This is a genomic window from Mesorhizobium sp. M0244, from assembly GCF_040321795.1.
Taxonomy (GTDB): domain Bacteria; phylum Pseudomonadota; class Alphaproteobacteria; order Rhizobiales; family Rhizobiaceae; genus Mesorhizobium.
In genome coordinates, this window is sequence record NZ_JAMYSE010000003.1 from 62742 (window position 1) to 79646 (window position 16905).

12 protein-coding genes and 4 pseudogenes are annotated in these 16905 nt (G+C 57.5%); 5 read left to right on the top strand and 11 right to left on the bottom strand.

The genetic code is table 11. From position 1 onward, the window contains the following. Both NKJ08_RS03905 and NKJ08_RS03910 read right to left on the bottom strand, forming a co-directional pair. Entirely contained in the window at positions 1-1527 is a 1527-nt protein-coding gene (locus NKJ08_RS03905) for an aldehyde dehydrogenase (protein WP_352781367.1), read from the bottom strand. Beyond that, positions 1505-2449, bottom strand: a complete 945-nt coding sequence (locus NKJ08_RS03910) for a dihydrodipicolinate synthase family protein (RefSeq protein WP_352781368.1) — start codon at positions 2447-2449, stop codon at positions 1505-1507. The genes NKJ08_RS03905 and NKJ08_RS03910 overlap by 23 nt, the downstream gene beginning before the upstream one ends. A 624-nt stretch (positions 2450-3073) precedes the next feature. Between NKJ08_RS03910 and NKJ08_RS03915 the strand changes: the two genes are divergently transcribed. Together NKJ08_RS03915 and NKJ08_RS03920 are read left to right on the top strand one after the other, a co-directional pair. Continuing rightward, entirely contained in the window at positions 3074-4054 is a 981-nt protein-coding gene (locus NKJ08_RS03915; RefSeq protein ID WP_352781369.1) for an ABC transporter permease, read from the top strand. Between the two features lie 150 nt (positions 4055-4204). After that, the gene (locus NKJ08_RS03920) at positions 4205-5233 is read left to right on the top strand and encodes a quaternary amine ABC transporter ATP-binding protein (protein WP_352781370.1); all 1029 of its coding nucleotides are present in this window, start codon (positions 4205-4207) and stop codon (positions 5231-5233) included. Positions 5234-5256: 23 nt separating this feature from the next. Here NKJ08_RS03920 and NKJ08_RS03925 read toward each other — a convergent pair whose 3' ends face one another. The 6 genes from NKJ08_RS03925 to NKJ08_RS03950 all read right to left on the bottom strand — a co-directional run bounded on the left by NKJ08_RS03925 (position 5257) and on the right by NKJ08_RS03950 (position 11583). Further along, positions 5257-6582: an amidohydrolase family protein gene (locus tag NKJ08_RS03925; RefSeq protein WP_352781371.1), complete on the bottom strand. Its 1326-nt coding sequence runs from the start codon at positions 6580-6582 to the stop codon at positions 5257-5259. A gap of 112 nt (positions 6583-6694) precedes the next feature. Further along, complete coding sequence (gene proX / locus NKJ08_RS03930) at positions 6695-7708, bottom strand: glycine betaine/L-proline ABC transporter substrate-binding protein ProX (protein WP_352781372.1); 1014 nt, start codon at positions 7706-7708, stop codon at positions 6695-6697. Positions 7709-7949: 241 nt separating this feature from the next. After that, complete coding sequence (locus NKJ08_RS03935) at positions 7950-9170, bottom strand: NAD(P)/FAD-dependent oxidoreductase (RefSeq protein WP_352781373.1); 1221 nt, start codon at positions 9168-9170, stop codon at positions 7950-7952. A 47-nt stretch (positions 9171-9217) separates the two neighbouring features. Further along, entirely contained in the window at positions 9218-9541 is a 324-nt protein-coding gene (locus NKJ08_RS03940) for a 2Fe-2S iron-sulfur cluster-binding protein (protein WP_352781374.1), read from the bottom strand. 103 nt (positions 9542-9644) lie between these two features. Further along, positions 9645-10658, bottom strand: coding sequence for a sterol desaturase family protein (locus NKJ08_RS03945; RefSeq protein ID WP_352781375.1), 1014 nt, complete (start codon positions 10656-10658; stop codon positions 9645-9647). Between the two features lie 4 nt (positions 10659-10662). Next, entirely contained in the window at positions 10663-11583 is a 921-nt protein-coding gene (locus tag NKJ08_RS03950) for a 3-methyl-2-oxobutanoate hydroxymethyltransferase (protein ID WP_352781376.1), read from the bottom strand. A gap of 242 nt (positions 11584-11825) precedes the next feature. Here NKJ08_RS03950 and NKJ08_RS03955 point away from each other — a divergent pair. After that, a pseudogene (locus tag NKJ08_RS03955) lies at positions 11826-12863 on the top strand (IS110 family RNA-guided transposase). A gap of 273 nt (positions 12864-13136) precedes the next feature. Here NKJ08_RS03955 and NKJ08_RS03960 read toward each other — a convergent pair. Beyond that, complete coding sequence (locus NKJ08_RS03960; RefSeq protein WP_352781377.1) at positions 13137-14084, bottom strand: LysR substrate-binding domain-containing protein; 948 nt, start codon at positions 14082-14084, stop codon at positions 13137-13139. Between the two features lie 1249 nt (positions 14085-15333). Between NKJ08_RS03960 and NKJ08_RS03965 the strand changes: the two are divergent. Next, positions 15334-15738: pseudogene (locus NKJ08_RS03965) on the top strand (MFS transporter); the annotation flags it as partial. Here NKJ08_RS03965 and NKJ08_RS38935 read toward each other — a convergent pair. Both NKJ08_RS38935 and NKJ08_RS38940 read right to left on the bottom strand, forming a co-directional pair. Beyond that, complete coding sequence (locus NKJ08_RS38935) at positions 15677-15985, bottom strand: MFS transporter (protein WP_502906306.1); 309 nt, start codon at positions 15983-15985, stop codon at positions 15677-15679. The pseudogene NKJ08_RS03965 and the gene NKJ08_RS38935 sit on opposite strands and share 62 nt — an antisense overlap. 20 nt (positions 15986-16005) lie before the next feature. After that, a pseudogene (locus tag NKJ08_RS38940) lies at positions 16006-16321 on the bottom strand (MFS transporter); the annotation flags it as partial. Between NKJ08_RS38940 and NKJ08_RS03975 the strand changes: the two are divergent. Then, positions 16321-16581 (top strand): annotated as a pseudogene (locus NKJ08_RS03975) (integrase core domain-containing protein); the annotation flags it as partial. The pseudogenes NKJ08_RS38940 and NKJ08_RS03975 sit on opposite strands and share 1 nt — an antisense overlap. Positions 16582-16905 lie beyond the last annotated feature (324 nt).

Genomic DNA, 16905 nt, shown 5'->3' on the forward strand with positions numbered 1-16905 from the left:
CTATTCGACGGCGCGAGAGACCTTGGGGTCGGAGATGTCCGCCCAAATGGTCTTGAGTTCTGTATACTGGTCGTGGGCGTGCAGCGACTTATCCCTGCCGCCGAATCCGGAAAGCTTGAAGCCGCCAAAAGGCGTCGACACATCCCCTTCCCCATAGCAGTTGATGGTCACCGTACCCGCCCGGATGTCCCGAGCGATACGATGGGCCTTACCGAGGTTGGCTGAGAACACTGAAGCGGCAAGACCATACGGAGTATCGTTAGCAACCCGGACGGCCTCGTCGGCGTTCGCCACTGTGATCACCGAAAGTACGGGACCAAATATCTCCTCGCGCGCTATCGTCATCGAAGGAGTGACATTGTCGAAGATGGTTGGCTCAATGAAGTAGCCCTTGCCGCTTTTGTGCGCGTTGCCGCCGGTAACGACTTTAGCGCCTTCAGACCGGCCTTTCTTGATGTACCCCATGATGCTGTCGAACTGTTCTTTGGACACGATGGCGCCCAGACGGTTACCAGGGTCTAGCGGGTCGCCCAGGGGCCATTCACGCAACTTATGAACGATGGCTTCGACAAGCCTGTCCTTGATCTGCTCATGGACGATGAGACGTGAATTCGAGGAGCAATTCTCCCCCATGTTCCAGAACACGGCCTGCGTCACGTGTTGCGCGACCACGTCGAGGTTTTCGGCGTCCTCCAGCACAATACAGGGATTTTTGCCGCCGCACTCCAGCACAATGCGCTTCAAATTCGACCGGGCCGAATACTCAAGAAATTTCCGTCCGACATCGGTCGAGCCCGTAAAGGCGACCATGTCGATGTCCGGATGCATGCCCAGGGCGTGGCCGGTTAGTTCACCAGGGCCTGTAAGCACCTGGAACACGCCCGGTGGAATTCCGGCCTCGAGCGCCAGCTCGGCGATGCGCAAGGTCGACATATTGGTTTGTTCCGCCGGTTTGACGATCACGGAATTGCCGGTCGACAGAGCCGGGCCAATCTTCCATGCGAGCATCAGGATCGGAAAGTTCCAGGGGAGCACGCAGGCCACCACGCCCAAAGGCTGCCTGATGATGACCGAGACTACGTCATCGCCGGACGGCGACGTTTGGCCGTAGAGTTTGTCCGTGGCTTCTGCATGCCATTCCAGGCAATGCAGGGCCTCGGGGATGTCGATCGTCTCAACATCGTAGATAGGCTTCCCGCTCTCCATGCTCTCGAGCACAGCCAGCTCATGGGCGTTGCGCTCGATGAGTTTGACAAGCTTACGCAACACGCGCTTGCGCTCTGTTGGATGCGCGCGTGACCAAACACCGGCCTCGAAAGCCGACCTAGCCTTTTCGACTGCCAAATCAACATCTGCCTTACTGCACGACGCGATCTTGGCGATGACCTGGCCGGTCGCGGGGTTCGTGGTCTCAAAAGTTTCGCCGGACAGGGCTGCGCGCGACTTCCCATCGATCAACGCATTAGTCGGCAGCGGCAAGCTGTCTGCGAGGCTTTGGTATTCCTCACGCGTTAAGAGCGATGACATTCTCAGGAACCTTCTTCTGGGATTTGCCGACGATTGAGGCAATGACTGCCTTGAGCGTGCGGATTACGGTTTCGAGTTCGCGTTTCTGCTCGTCGTCGAGGCCGCGCATCGGGCGGCGGACAGGGCCTGCAGGCAGACCGGCAAGCTCGCAGCCATATTTGATACTCTGGACGAATTTGCCACCTTGCTCGAGGAACCGCATCAAAGGCAGAAGGGCCGACATGATCTGCCGTCCCTTCGTAAAGTCCTTCTCGATCACACAAGCGTTGTACAGGGCGAGGTGTTCAGCTGGCAGGCAGTTACCTGCACCACAAACCCACCCTTTGGCTCCCCAGGCAAAGAATTCCAGAGCCTGATCGTCCATGCCACATAACAGGTCGATATGGGGATAATCGCGCGCCAACGCGTGAAGCTGGTTGATGCTGCCGCTCGACTCTTTGATCGCACGGAAATTGGAGCTGCGGCCCACGCGGTCGAGGAACTCGAAATCCATCATCGTGCCGGTTCGACCGGGATAGTTGTACAGCATGATAGGGAGGTCAGCCGCCTTGTCGATGGCCAAGGCGTGGTTGGCGAGCTCGAGCTGCGTTGGGACCGCGTAATACGGGGAGCCGATCAGGACGCCGTCATATTTGAGGTCACGAGCAATCAGGGCGTATTCAATGCAATCTTCGGTCCGGATGGCTCCTACCCCAGCGATAAGGGGGATGTTGCCTTTGACCAGCGACCTTGCCAGTTTCAGCAGACTGACGCGCTCGTCTCGCGACTGAGCGTAATATTCCCCAGTGGTGCCTCCCACGATGATGCCGTGAACACCCGCAGAAACGAGATGCTCGACCATGATGCAGAAGCCGTCGCGGTCGATCGAACCGTCCGGGTGAAAGGGCGTGGTAACGGGCGGAATGATGCCTTTGAACGACATGAGCATGGCTCCAGTTCGGCTGTAGGCTAGTGCTTATAAGCAAGGTCAGACCATGCAACATCCGAAATAAAATCACTCGGCAGGCTACTTTTTTTCGAGACTATGGCTCAAATCACCCGTGCTAACCCGGCTTATCGGTAAGTCGGGGATAGACGACCGTGCGTGGAAACGTGAACCGTCTGCTTCGAGCAGCCTGCAAGTAGCGCAATGGGCCAGCAGTGTCCTCGCCCATATTCTTGCGGTTGCGTTGCCCTAACTGCTCGTGGCCGACGGCGCAGAGCGCACTTTCAACGCCTTTTAGAATCGGTGGTGCGATGGCTCCTCCCTCTTTGGCCCCTTGCCGCGAGGCCTCTGTTCGGAAGCAGGTTAGTTGGCGCCTATCCACACTTGATACTAATGTTAGAGAAATCGCCTGCGTTCATGCGCCGAACTGGGCCTGGCTGTCGTTTGCCAATCCTAGCAAAGTCCTGACTTCAAAGGGTTTGTATCAAGCCTCCGTGAAATAATGTCACTTGGCAGGCTACTTTTTTACGAGGCGTCGGCTCGGCTCGCCATGCTAGCCTGCAGGTAAACCGGCTCACAAATACACAGATACAATGGGGAACAACGATGAGCGGATGTAGTGTGTTAAATCCGTTTGCATGCGGCACCCTGCCGGTGGCGCACTGGGTCAGTGAGGCGTTGCGCTGGCTGGTCGACAATTACCGTCCGTTCTTCCAGCTGGTGAAGGCCCCTTTCGACGCGGTTCTTCAGTCGGTGGTGTCTTTCATGACGTCCGCGCCAGCATTGGTGGTGGTCGCCGTGATTGTCCTGGTGGCCTGGCAGCTGGCGAGTTGGCGCCTGGCCGCCGTTTTAGGTGCGATCCTTCTCTTCATCGGCTTCATCGGCGTTTGGGTAGAATCCATGATTACCCTCTCGATCGTCCTGACAGCCCTGATTTTTGCGTTGGCCATAGGCATACCGGTAGGAATCCTGGCCACCCGTTTTGGGTGGCTCTATGCCGTTCTTCGGCCAGTACTGGACGGAATGCAGACCATCCCGGCATTCGTGTACCTCGTGCCGATCGTCATGCTATTCGGCATCGGCAACGTGCCAGGTGTGATCGTAACGGTCATTTTCGCAGTCGCCCCCGTGATCAGGCTAACTTATCTGGGAATCGTGCAGGTTCCAGAAGAAGTGATCGAGGCCATGAGGGCCTTTGGCGCCAACGATCGCCAGTTGCTCCTGAAGGCACAACTGCCGCTGGCGCTCCCAACAATCATGGCGGGTGTCAATCAGACACTCATGATGTCTTTGTCGATGGTCGTCGTCGCGTCGATGATCGCCGTCGGGGGGCTCGGCCAAATGGTGTTGCGGGGCATTGGCCGGCTTGATGTCGGGTTGGCCACCACCGGTGGTCTTGGCATTGTAGCCCTTGCGATTGTGCTCGACAGGCTCACGCAGGCGCTGGCTAAGCCCCGCCGACGGCCTGGTGAGATCTGGGACCACGGACCTGTTGCGGCGTTGAAACGCATCTTCGCGCTATTCAAATCGTCGCCAGTTCAGGGCTCGGTCGAAAGGGCAAAGCCCTTTCAGCTGGATGCTCGCGCCAAGGGTACGAATTGAAGACCGTCGTGAAAATGCACCACCGTGCCACCGGCAGAACGGCGCGGCTACACACACTCGGGAACAGGCGGAACTTGCGCGAAATCAACAAGATGTCTGGTACTCGCGTCCGGACATTCGAACCGTGCCAGCCGATAGATTTGGTGATTGATGAATAAGCCTGTGATCCAGTGCTCCGGCGTATGGAAGATTTTCGGGGACCGCGCTCCTGCAGCCTATCGGGCGATTCAGGAAGAAGGCTTTTCAAAGTCCGACATCCTGAGAAAGTTCGGCTGCGTAACTGCTGTCGCCGACGTCTCGTTTTCTGTGGATCAAGGCAAAATCTTTTGCATCATGGGGCTTTCGGGCTCCGGAAAGTCGACCCTCGTCCGGCACATCAACCGGTTGGTCGAGCCGACAGCTGGCGAGATTGTCGTAGCAGGCCGCAACATTAACGCGTTGAACACAAGAGACCTCCGGGCGCTTCGCTCCGAGAGCGTAGGGATGGTATTCCAGAATATGGCCTTGCTACCTCACAGAAACGTGGAGGACAACGTCGCGCTGAGCCTGGAGCTGCGCGGCACGAAGCGCTCAGAACGGACTGCCAGGGCGCGGGAGAAGCTCAAGCTCGTCGGCCTCGAGGAATGGGCCCATCGCTATCCAGAAGAACTTTCTGGGGGCATGAAGCAACGCGTGGGACTCGCCCGGGCCATGGCGGCCGACCCTGAGATCCTGCTTATGGATGAGCCGTTTTCCGCGCTGGATCCGCTGATCCGGCGCCAGCTACAGGCGCAATTCATGGAACTCTCGAGGCTCGTCAAAAAGACCACCATCTTCATCACGCACGACCTCGACGAAGCGATCCGGCTTGGCGACCGCATTGCAATTATGAAAGACGGTCGATTCGTCCAGGTCGGCACACCTGAAGAAATCGTAACCGAACCGACTGATGAATATGTAGCTGACTTCGTAAAAGGAATATCCAGGCTAGACCTGGTGACAGCTCGAAAGATCATGAAACCGATCAACGGCTCCGCGGCACTGCCCGTTCACAGTCATGCTACCGCTAGCGCCGATGCGACTATTGGCACCCTTATCGGAATGGCAACCGAGCACGACGGGGACATCACCGTACTCGACGATAAAACGCCCATAGGAACGATTTCCCGCAAGGATCTGCTCCTCGGCATTAAGGGGTGAAGGTCTATCAGATCAGCGAAGCATTAAGGGTCGCTTCTCAACGCTACGGCTTTCTCATGCACCGCACTGCCAAACAATTCCCGAGCATTTCCATTCATCAGGCGTGCGGCCAGCTCGGGAATATCCGAATGGTCAACCCAGTTTCGCTGGACTAGGTTCGAGAGCGTCTCAGCGATGCCCTGGCGCGCGATAACGCTGTGGCCAACGACATTTTCCACCATGATATAGTCGCCTCCAAAGGTCAGCACCTTGTTTGCCGGGACGGCAACCAAGAACTCCGTTAGGAAGCGCACGCTCGCCACCGGATTGACAATCCAGGCCCAGCACAAATCCACATAGGCATTGCTATACTGTTTGCACAGAGCAAGGATTTCGTCCTGGTAGGGATAGCCAATGTGCATCAGGACAAAACGGACCTCGGGGTAGTCCTGCAGAAGGCTGCAAAGGTCTGCGGCGTTCTCCTTTACCCGTGCAAGCGGCATGGAGTCCCTGGTGGCAAAGTAGCCGGTATGCAGCTTCACGGGGAGACCGTATTCACCAGCTTTTTTGACGCAATAGTGGAAGAGGTAATCCTGTAGAACCTTTTCCCCATGGGGCCCGATAAATGGCCGCTCGGCATGGTGGGCTTTGAAGAAATCAGCGGCAGAGCGTTTCGAAACATGTTCGAAATTCAACCGCCGCGAATAGGCCCCCTGGTATTTGACCGCTACGGCCTGCTTTCCGTAGCGCTCGAAGAAGTGGTCGATCGCGGCAAGCCAATCCTCAAAAGTTTTTATGGTCAGACCGGTCTCGCTCTCAACCTTGCGAAGGTCGGCGGCGCTACACCGGCTGAGCTCCAGGATGCTAATATCCTGCTTCAGAAGCTCTGGTGACTCGCTCTCCATGAAAATCCGCTCAAGCGAATTGACATGGCAGTCGGTTAACCTGCTGACATTCTTCAGCACATGCTCATAGTAACCAGGCTTTTTGAGGTCATGGTATTTGCTGGCAAGCTCATCCACGTGCTTCAGCGAAAACGACTCGATTCCGTACAGGTTGCGCAATGTGTGGGAGAACGCCTGGGCGTAGCCCGTGTGTTTGATACGCTCCCAGAACGGGTGTACGAGCTTGAACTTGTCAATCGATGGCGTCTCAGGATCGTAAAAACGCAATTCGTCCGCAGTGCTCATCCCCGCGCAGTGGAGGTCATCTTGCATATATTCTCTGAAAAGCAGGGCCCAATCATCGCAAGGGAAAAGCCAGCCGCTCGACCCCTTCGTCCGTCGTGACTCCTCTACGAGGTGTTCATGGGTGTCTGCCAGGTCCGTTTCAGCGACAATCTGTTCAATCCAGTCCATCTTGTCCTTCATTCAATCGTTCGCTGATGGATCAGGCCGAGCCTAAACCTAATGCCGGCAGAATTCATAGAATCCCGCCGGCAGACGTTCAGGCAATAGGCAAAATCCTAAGAGCGGTCGCTAATTATTTAGCGGCCTTGGCTTCCGCAATCCACGCGTCCCACTGCGTCTTGTGTTTGGCCTTCCAATCCTCGGCGTGAGCAAGAACCTGGGCGGCCGAGGTCTGACCTTCGTGCTCGAGCAGATTCTCGGCATTAATGTCCTCGATCGGGACTGCCACCAGTTCGAACCACTTGCGTGCGGCCGGATTTTTCTTCAGGAAATCCGTGTTAGCGATCACGTGCTGGGTGTTTACGGGAAACCCGGTATTTCCAATGCCAGGCACCTCAGTGACGGCACCAACCTGGTCGTCTGGCAGCGCCGTTGACGTCACCGTCAGCCATGCCACTTCCTGACCGGGCCGCAGGACAGCGCTCAGCCAATTCGGCGTCCACGCATAATATAGCGTAGGCTTGCCTGCCTTGATGCGCTCGATCGCATCGGCAATGATCGTTTCATAGCTGCCCTGCAGGTGATGCACTGTGTCTCGCAGGCCGTAAGCATCCAGCTGGTGTTCAATGACGCGTTCGCAGCCCCAGCCGGGGTCGCAGCCATAGAGGTCGGCCTTCCCGTCGCCGTCGATATCAAACAGCTTGGCGATAGCCGGGTCTTTGAGCTGGTTAATCGTCTTGATGTTGTTGGCATCAGCCGTCTTCTTGTCAATCAGGTAGCCCTGAATGGAGTTGGTCACCAGGGTGCCCACGGGCTGCAGCTTCGCTTCGCCTCCGGCCTGTTCAAAGAAGGACTTATGAAGAGGGTTCCAAAAAGCGGGGTAGTAGGTCGCATCGCCGTTGGCAACCGAGACGAACGCCGCCTGCATCTGCATGGAAGCCGAGTCCTTCACGTCATATCCGAGGTCCTTGAGCCCGAGGCTCACCAGATCCCCTTGAAACCATTCATTGACATAGTTCTGATCGGCAGGTTGGACGGTAACTCCTTTACCGGGCAAATCGTCTGCGACAGCCCCCGTCACAGCTGCCGCACTAAACATCACAACTACGAGGGCCTTCTGTAGCCCCATCCTGCCATTCAAGCGCATCCACGTTCTCCCTTCTGTTATGGTTCACCGCCAAGATCCGACACTGCCAATTTGGTGCTCAGCATGCTCGGAACCCCAGTACCCCATCATTGGAGCGCAACGAGCGGGGCATTGAAACTGCAAAATACTCATGTGTCAGTTGAGGTGATAAGGACGGCAGCGCGGACCCCGAAGCTTGAGCTGCCAAGCTCGCAAAAATTTACCGGCTCGAGGTGCGCGGCATCATTCCGCAGCAGCGTCTTCAGAGGCTGGAAGCCCGTGAAAGCAATGCCTTAACGTCTGTCGTTACATCGACAACGTATTCCGGGTCTATCGTTTGTCGGGACTCGAGGATCCTTTTCCCGACCATGTAGGCCCGCGCGTCATTGATCGCGTCGACAGCCAAAAGCTGCTGCCCGCGGTAATACCAAATCGACCGCGATCCCGCTTCAACCGCACGCTCTACAACGCGGTCGTAGCCCGCGTTCAAGCCCGCAATCTGGAGCTTGACGTCATATTGATCGGACCAAAACCAGGGTTTCGCTTCATAAGCCTGTGTCGCCCCGAGAATGTTTTTAGCCACAACCTCGCCGTGATGGATCGCGTGTCCCACGCTTTCAAGGCGGATGCGGCCGCCTCCATGCGGGAAAGATGCGCATTCTCCCACTGCCCAGATGTTTTGGTCGGAGGTACGGCCGTAAGCGTCGGTTCGGATGCCGTTCTCTATTGCGAGGTCCGCTTCCTGCGCAAGCTGTGTTCTCGGCATGATGCCAATGCCCACAATCACAAAATCAGTCTCTAGCTCTGTGCCGTCAGCCAAGATGGCACCGGAAACGCGGCCCGAACCTACGAGGCGATCGAGTCGGGTATTTTCCCGAATGGCGACGCCATTGGACAGATGGAGCTCGCGAAAGAAGTTGGACGTTTCGGGGGCCGCGACACGCTGCAGGATCCGGGGCGCCATCTCGACCAGGGTGACGTTGAGTCCAAGCTTGGCCCCAACCGCCGCGGCCTCGAGGCCGATATATCCCCCTCCGATTATCAGGAGTTTCCGGCCGGGACGGAACTCCGTCGCCATGACATCGACATCCGCGATATTTCGGACAGTATAGACCCCCTGTAGCAAGCCGCCCTGGGCCTCAGGCAATTGCCTCGCTGTCGAACCGGTCGCCATCGCGAGATGGTCATAGTGGAAACTGTCACCTCCAGCCCGCACTGTGGCGTTTGCCCGATCAATTGCGGTAACAGCTCTACCGACCGCTAGCTTTATGCCATGATCCCCCCAGAAGGACGCCGCACGAAGCGCCATCCTATCCACTCCAACATGGCCGAGCAGATAGCCTTTCGACAATGGCGGGCGTTGATAGGGCGTGACGGGCTCGTCACCGATCAGCGTTATGAGACCCGGATAGCCGAGTTTACGCGCTTCCGCTGCGAGCGATGCTCCAGCCTGCCCTGCACCAATGATGACAATGCCAGGCATGTTATTGTCCTTGGGCTGTGAGTAGCGAGCCGTACTTTCCGGCTCGTTCAGGCCTGTCGTTCCGGCAACTGCAGGACCAGGCCATCAAGCGCCCCGTTGACTTTGATCTGACAAGTCAGCCGTGAGCGAGCTGGGTCCGGGGCATAGGCGAAATCCAACATGTCCTCTTCCATCGGTTGCTTGGCAGGAAGCTTCGCCACCCAACTGAGGTCGATATAAGCGTGACAGGTCGCACAGGAGCAGCCACCGCCGCAATCGGCCTCGATACCGGGAATATCGTTGTCCCGGGCGCCCTCCATGACCGTCGCGCCTGCTGGCACGTCCACCACATGCGCTTGGCCATTGAATTCGACATAGGTGATTTTGACCATTTGCCCTCCTTCGGGCCGATGCGACGGATGCATCTGGCGAAACCCGCAGGGGCGGCATCTGTCTCGCCTTACCCTCGCGGTTGCCTAAATCCGCGCGGGCGCTCTACTTCCTGCGCATCTCTTTCGTGCGTATGCGCGTCTGCGCGGTGGCCTCTTCCGAACCGTCGTGAAAGGTGCCGAACCACTTGTCACAAGGCACTTCAGGTTCGCCGTAATTGCACTCGAAGTAGCGGTGGTGCAGCTGGTGAAAGAAGTCGCCCACCCTGAGCCCGGTATCACGATCCTCACCTAGGGTGACCGACTCGTATCCGGCATGGGAGCTGACCGCTAAAAGCACCTTTTGCTGAAGATGAAAAATGAAATGGATCGGGTGTGAGGCGAGCAGCAAGTGGATAAACACAGAACTTAAGTACGCAACATGCTCGATCGGATGCATCGACATGCCTGACCACGGACCAACGTTGACGTTCCGATGATGAAGGGAATGGACGCGGTTGTAGACCAGTTTCGAGTGCAACAGCCGATGGATCCAGTAGAAGTGAAAGACACCGTAGAATGGCAGAAAAATGAACCACAGCACAAACAGGACCGGATGGGCGGCTGCGTCCAGCAGAGGCATATAGCCGTTTGCGTAGGCCCAGAGCCCCAGGACTTCATAAGCCGTCCAAACCGTCACGCCGCTGGCAACCGACCAGAACACGTTGTCGAGAAACTGACTGCTGAAGGTGAACAACGCATTCTTCTTGTGAAACGGGCGCGCGTCGTATCGGAGGCGATCACCCTGCATTTTGAACGTATAAAGGTAGAGATGCATACCGCCTGCAACGAGGGTGATCAGTATAAGATTACGAACATAAACTCCTGCAATCCAATCGAAGGCGAAGGTACGTGCCGTCTGCAGGGAAGGCGACAGATAAAACCAGGTCAGGATCGACACACCCACGACGATGAGACGGTCAGAAATCGGCAGCCAGGAATTCCAAATGAGCCTTAACCCTTCGGCAGGTCCGCGCTTCAGATTGAACACCGAGCGGTCTTGCAGTGGGAGATCAGGCTGAAAGTTCCAGGTCGACTTGGCAGGCAGGGTGACCTCAGGCTTCGTCGCATCATGTGCCATATCACTATCCTTTGCGTTCCGTGCCGACACCACTTTCTCCAAGCCGAGCGCGGAATGCTTCAAGCTCATGGGGCTTCATGGAGATGGACACGTCTTTGTAGGGGAATGAGCCGTCGCGCACGCCCGCCTGAAACGCTGTGAGAGCCTCTCGACGTTCGCGCTCAATCTGTTCCTGCAAACGCCGAACGTTTCCGTACGCGTAAGCGTGGCGTGGTGCGTTTTCGGTCTCACCGCAGATATCTTCCGAAAACAGGAAAGTGACGTCTCCGCCAGATCCCGAGCCGATCGAGAACGTGATCAGGTTGGTCTGCTTGTTAAGTTCTTCCAGGACTTGCTGGGGAACCAGCTCGACTTCGACAGCAAACGCTCCGGCTCTTTCCATAGCGCGGAACCTGTCGGCGAGCTTTAGGGCTTCGTCTGCGGTCGTACCGTAGGCCCGCAACCCGCCGATCCATGTGCTATATGGCGGGACAAGCCCCACATGGCCCATCACCGGGAAGTCAAGATCGGCCAGCATCTTGATCGTGTCCAGACTCCGGGTCGTGTAAAGGGCGTCCGCGCCCTCGTCCATCGCCCGCATAGCCCCATTCAGCACATCACTCTCGGTCGGGTGATCGATCAGCATCAGCGCGGCCGTGACGAACGTATTGGGCGCAGCCTCGCGCACTTCCTTCATCATCTGAACGCGCGTAATAATCGTGTCGATGCCGGCGGCGGCGGCACGAGCAGCCTGCTCGCCATTCATCGCCGTCACCTCCGTCAATTGCTGCTTGCCCTTGTTGGCGCGCAAATCTGCCACGGTCCAGTTGCGCTGGGCAGGGCGGTGACCGAATGTGAAAATGTTGCGCAACTTTAGTACCTTCCTGATGCGACCGCAGGCGACCTCAACCCATTGAGGAATATTGCCGCCGCTCGTGTTGTTCAAATGAATTCCGGCGCCCGCTTGCATTCCCTCAAGGAATGCAAGCGCCGAGGATTGAAGGAGCTGGGGAGGTAGGTAACGCGACACTCCGCCGTCAGCGAAGGCGGACACACGAAGATGGCCAAGATGGGGTATTCGGCTTGCGCCCCATCTTGGCGGAGCGGCATGGAGGTGCTGCGCTTCGAGCTGATGGGAGAACGTGGTCTGTCCGAAATAGCCACAACCATCAGGAAAGGAAGCGCAGCATGAAACATCATGCAGGATTGGACGTCTCGGTGAAAGAGACGGCGGTGTGTATCGTCGACGAAACAGGCACGGTTTGCCGCGAGATGAAAGTTCCCAGCCATCCGGAGGATCTTGCGCGGGTGCTCAAGGATCCTGCCTAGAACTTTGAGCGGATCGGTCTTGAAGCCGGGCCCTTATCGCAATGGCTGTTCGAGGGCCTTGCCAAAGCCGGCCTGCCGTTGATCTGCATTGAGACGCGTCACACCAAGGCATTCCTGAAGGCGCAGGTGAACAAGACCGACCGCAATGACGCGCGCGGCATCGCACAGATGATGCGGGTCAACCTGTTCCGCCCGGTGCATGTTAAGACCCTGACGAACCAGAAGCGTCGGGCGTTGCTGACGGCGCGCAAGCTGCTGCAGGAAAAGGCGATTGCCATCGAGAACGACATCCGCGGGCTGCTGCGCAACTTCGGGCTCAAGGTCGGCATCGTCGGTACGGTCAAATTCGAGCAACGCATCCACGAACTGGTTGAAGGCATGCCTGATCTGGCCGAAATTGTCGAACCGCTTCTCGACGCTCGCGGCAAGCTGCGCCAGCACTTTGCCACCCTTCACCGCAAGCTTCTGGCGATCGTCCGGGATGATGAGGTTTGCCGCCGACTGATGACGACACCAAGTGTAGGCCCGGTCGTGGCTCTGGCCTATACCATCACCACCGACATTCCTGCCCGCTTCCACAATTCGAAAGCGGTCGGACCGGTTTTGGGTCTGACACCTGTGCTCCATGAGTCGGGCGAAAGCCGCCGGGTCGGCCGGATCTCGTTATGCGGTGACGATATGATGCGAACGCTGCTCTACGAAGCCGCGCAGGTCCTACTGACGCGCGTGACGAAGTGGTCCTGGCTGAAGGCCTGGGCGATGAACGTCGCCAAGCGGCGTGGTCGGCAGCGGGCCATCGTTGCGCTCGCCCGTAGACTAGCGGTGATCATGCATCGCATGTGGAGCGATGGCACACGGTTCCGCTGGACCAAGGAAAGCACACCGGTCGCCGTCTGAACTGGGCCGTTAAGAAGGAGACAACAAAGTTCCACTTGCCGGTGGAAAAACGTCCTTCGCGGGACGATGGATGAGGTGAGTTCGCTATGCTGGCGGTGCCGATTGTACATCAGGACGCGTCCAAGATTGTTCCACCTCGTTCTGCGGATTCCCCATACTGGGAGGGCCAAGGCGCCGATCCCGAAGAGAAGCAAGACCCGCGAAAGACATCATGCCGGCGAAGCGGAAAGCTCGAAAGTGCTTGACCTCAAGCCGCCGAATAGAGAAGCCAGCTTAAACTTTCGGTTTCGTGGCGGGAAGGGGAAACCCCGGAATGGCACCACCGTACTGCCGTGCCAGCCACTCCTCGAATGGCTGAATTGGAAATCCTGGTGTCCGATCAGAAGGCCAGGCTAACTGATATTGGTCTTCGGTTTGCATATATTCAGGCAGTGGGGTGACCAAGCGTCGCGATTCCAGCATATTGCCGAGCTGACGGAGCCAGCCCAAAGCGACGCCTTGGCCCGCCAAGCAGGCTTGAATCGTGTTGTAGTAATTATTGAAGCCCATGGGCTGATGGATCTTCGGGAGATCAAGAGAAAACTCGCGTAACCATTGCCGCCAGCCGATCCACGACGGATGCTGGGCCTGCATATACAGCAGCTCACACTTCAACAGGTCGCTTACCTGCCGCAACGGGCCGTTCTTTTCCAAGAACTCTGGCGAGCACACCGGAGTGAGGATATCGGCGAATAGCGGTCGGGTCTCCAGCCCGGGAAAATCGGGTTTTCCGAAGGTGAGCGCCAAGTCAAACTGACCTGTTGGCTCGATACCCTGCGGGTCCCACGTGACCAGAAAAATCTCCCGCCCCGGGAAACATTCGCGCAGCTCCGCCAGTCGCGGAAGGAGCATAAATGCCCCGTTGGCCGTCGAGGTGGACAAGACGATCTGCTGTCTGGAATGTTCCTGGATCAAGTCTTCGAGAGCGTCGATAAGCTGGGAGGCAGCAAGCGAATACGCCTTGAAAAGGCGATCCCCTGCCGGAGTCAACGATATTTGTTTGTGAGCACGGACAAACAGCGGGTGCCCAAGCCGGCTCTCAAGCTCCGACATCTGCTTGCTTACCGCACTTTGCGACAAGCCAACCTCTTCGCCACCCAGTGTGAAGCTCTCACGGCGCGCGGCTGCTTCGAAGGTTGGCAGCAGCCGCTGAATGTTCCGGTACAGAGCCTTATTTCGCATGCAGATCCTTCAAAGGGCATCGACGGCACACTGAGATGCGTTTCGACCATCTTCGAAACGACCGCCAGCCACGAACCTGAAGAGGCTCAGAGGCGAAGCTCAGAATGTAGAGTTACGACCTTTTGGGATTGCATGACAACGATGCCGTTTGGCAAACACGGTGTGACGCCTGTTAGACGGCCGTTTATTCGGTGTCAGACTAGGCATGGCAGCGGAGCCAAAATCGTAGGTGAGCGTGATGGCCATTGCTCGGCGGCTGAGGACCACACACTGGATTTGTGCTGAACTACCCCAGCAACGAAGCTGAGTTCCCCGCAAGCGATGTCAGGATCAAACGGCACTATCAACAAACCGTGCAGCAAGCCCTTTGCAGCAGGACGTTAAAGTCGAACTGGCCGACTCGCGTTCTTTGACCTCCGTGGATGCGAGCCGCACTTATTAGGAAGCATGGGTTGGCGCACTGAGCGCGTTGAAGGGTGGCGCGGTACTGATGGAATCCGAGGGAGTCTGTTGCATGCCGCACAAGTGAGTGCGCCGATTGGGGAGGCGAGCGAAGGCCGATATGGTCTGGTTTGAGACGCCGGCCCCCCCCCGGCGTTTCAGAAGAGTTCACGGTATCCCGTCCCATTTCATCAAATAATGTGGTGATCGTAAGGAGCATAGATCTGTCGAACTAAGACTTTTGAGTTTGTTGCCTTTATATGACAGTGAACAGACTTGAGAGGCACAATTCATACCTTGTATTACTAAGAAATACTGATCTTTGATGTTTAAGATCGCGTAATATCTGTTATGAACTTAGAATTTCCCTAGCACCATCAAGGCATTTATCTCACATTTAAAATTCACTCCGTCCTCGTCGTACGCTCGTCTGCAACCGGGACGGGGCATTTCATATAACTGACCATTCGAGTCTAACGTATCCATAATCGGCTCCATCTCGGACGGTCGTGGAGGCGAGCGCTGCCGATACGTGGCAATGCGATCGGTTTCGCCGAGATGCCAAATGATGTCCGGGGGTCATCCCCAGGCATTGCACTTTCGCTGTTCCCCCGTTTCGTGTGATCGTTGCTTGCCTGAAATCATCCAACCGATGCTAGAGGCCCTGCCAGCACCGCGGCAGTTTGACAACGCAGCCATCGGCGCGGTAGCACCGTCCAGGGCCAACAGTCGCAGGGCAGACCGAACCCCGTCGGGCTGCGCGACCCAGACCAACTGACGCCAACCGGCACACATCGCGCATCAGTGGCTGCGACATCGGCTTTGTCGCGAGCGCGATATCCCTCTTCGAAACCCGGTCTTTCGTTCGATCTGGACAGCCACGCAGATATCCAGCCTTGGCTGGCTCGTGCAAAGCGTTGCCATAAGCTGGCTCATGGCCACGATTTCAGCCTCCGATCTGATGGTTGCGCTCGTACAGGCGGCATCGACGCTGCCGGCCTTCTTCTTGTCGATTGTTGCTGGAGCAATTGCAGACAGCTTCAGCCGCCGCGGGGTGATGCTTGCCGGCCATTGCCTGATTGCGACGGCATCCGCGGCGCTGGCGCTCTCTGTGGGGCTGGGCTTTGTCAGTCCATGGCTGATCCTGGGACTTAGTTTCCTGGCCGGGTGCGGCTTTGCCTTGAATGACCCAGCCTGGCACGCCTCCGTAGGCCCGGGGCAGGTCTTGTCGACCGCTCGATCGAGAGTGCCAGACGCGGAGGACAACCACCCACCTGCAGAGCGGCAAGGCGCTCGCTTACCTCCCTGTCAGTGACCGTCAGCCGATGGTTCAGACGAAGATAGTCCGTCCACGTCGGCGTGCGGAATGTCTCGATCCAAAGTGTCGGCTTCTGAAGGTCGCGCTGGAGGGTCCAGTCCCGCGCACCGGCACGGCTCTGAACGCGGCGCCTTTCGCGCATGCAGCGCAGAAATTCCTCGATGTTGACAGCCCGAACAGGGTTGCACGCACAATCGCCACTCTGATCTCCGAGGAAATCGCCGTGAAGCGCATGCCATCGTGAATGGCCGTCGTCATCCGCTCGCGCGCAAGAGGCGAAGAGCGAACTTGCCATTTGGAGCGGAGTACTGCGCTCAACGGGACCAGGTCGCTCAGCGCCGCGAAGACGAAAGCCGACAGCGGTCCCAGCAACGCCAAAATCACAACCGCCCAGCGCCGGTCCTATGCTCCGAACAACGTTGTACCCCACCGACATCAGCGTTACCGCAGCGGGTATCTCGCGCTTTTCCAGGATGTCTGTGGGCCTACACCAGGGGCGTCACGCTCGACTTCTCGCGACCGGGAAAGCCAACGGACAACGCTTACATCGAAGCCTTCAACGGCCGCTTCAGGGCGGAATGTTTGAACGCCCACTGGTTCCTGACGCTTGCCGACGCGGCCGAAAAGTTGGAGGATTGGCGCAGATACTACAACGAGGTGCGCCCCCATGGCGCAATCGGGCACAAGGTTCCGATCTCGTTGATCAATCCCGATGGCGCCGTCAGCCCGCCATCGTGAAACAGCCGGAAAACTCCACCTTCCGGCGGTCCAAAGAATGGTATCGGATCAAAACCCGCCGAGGCTCTAATTGCGGCTGGATGAAAATTCGGTGGCAGGTCACGGCGCTCACGAACATCCTGGGAGTAGGCCGCACTGACCGCGCGCGAGCGCAGCGACGTCCTCTGTCGGTGATCGTCGACCATACGGACGATCTTGCAGCAATCCTCACTGCGGACATGGGCAAGCCGCTAGCCGAAGCGAAGTCGGAGGTCGCGTATACGGTAGACGCGGGGTCAGTCCTTAATTGTGCGCGATCGCCGCATTGATGGTTGTCAATCTGCT

Bases quoted from the DNA above. Each gene is read 5' to 3' on its own strand.
- NKJ08_RS03905 (WP_352781367.1), bottom strand. From the start codon at position 1,527: ATGTCATCGCTCTTAACGCGTGAGGAATACCAAAGCCTCGCAGACAGC.
- NKJ08_RS03910 (WP_352781368.1), bottom strand. From the start codon at position 2,449: ATGTCGTTCAAAGGCATCATTCCGCCCGTTACCACGCCCTTTCACCCG.
- NKJ08_RS03920 (WP_352781370.1), top strand. From the start codon at position 4,205: ATGAATAAGCCTGTGATCCAGTGCTCCGGCGTATGGAAGATTTTCGGG.
- NKJ08_RS03925 (WP_352781371.1), bottom strand. From the start codon at position 6,582: ATGAAGGACAAGATGGACTGGATTGAACAGATTGTCGCTGAAACGGAC.
- proX (WP_352781372.1), bottom strand. From the start codon at position 7,708: ATGCGCTTGAATGGCAGGATGGGGCTACAGAAGGCCCTCGTAGTTGTG.
- NKJ08_RS03935 (WP_352781373.1), bottom strand. From the start codon at position 9,170: ATGCCTGGCATTGTCATCATTGGTGCAGGGCAGGCTGGAGCATCGCTC.
- NKJ08_RS03940 (WP_352781374.1), bottom strand. From the start codon at position 9,541: ATGGTCAAAATCACCTATGTCGAATTCAATGGCCAAGCGCATGTGGTG.
- NKJ08_RS03945 (WP_352781375.1), bottom strand. From the start codon at position 10,658: ATGGCACATGATGCGACGAAGCCTGAGGTCACCCTGCCTGCCAAGTCG.
- NKJ08_RS03960 (WP_352781377.1), bottom strand. From the start codon at position 14,084: ATGCGAAATAAGGCTCTGTACCGGAACATTCAGCGGCTGCTGCCAACC.
- NKJ08_RS38935 (WP_502906306.1), bottom strand. From the start codon at position 15,985: ATGCGCGAAAGGCGCCGCGTTCAGAGCCGTGCCGGTGCGCGGGACTGG.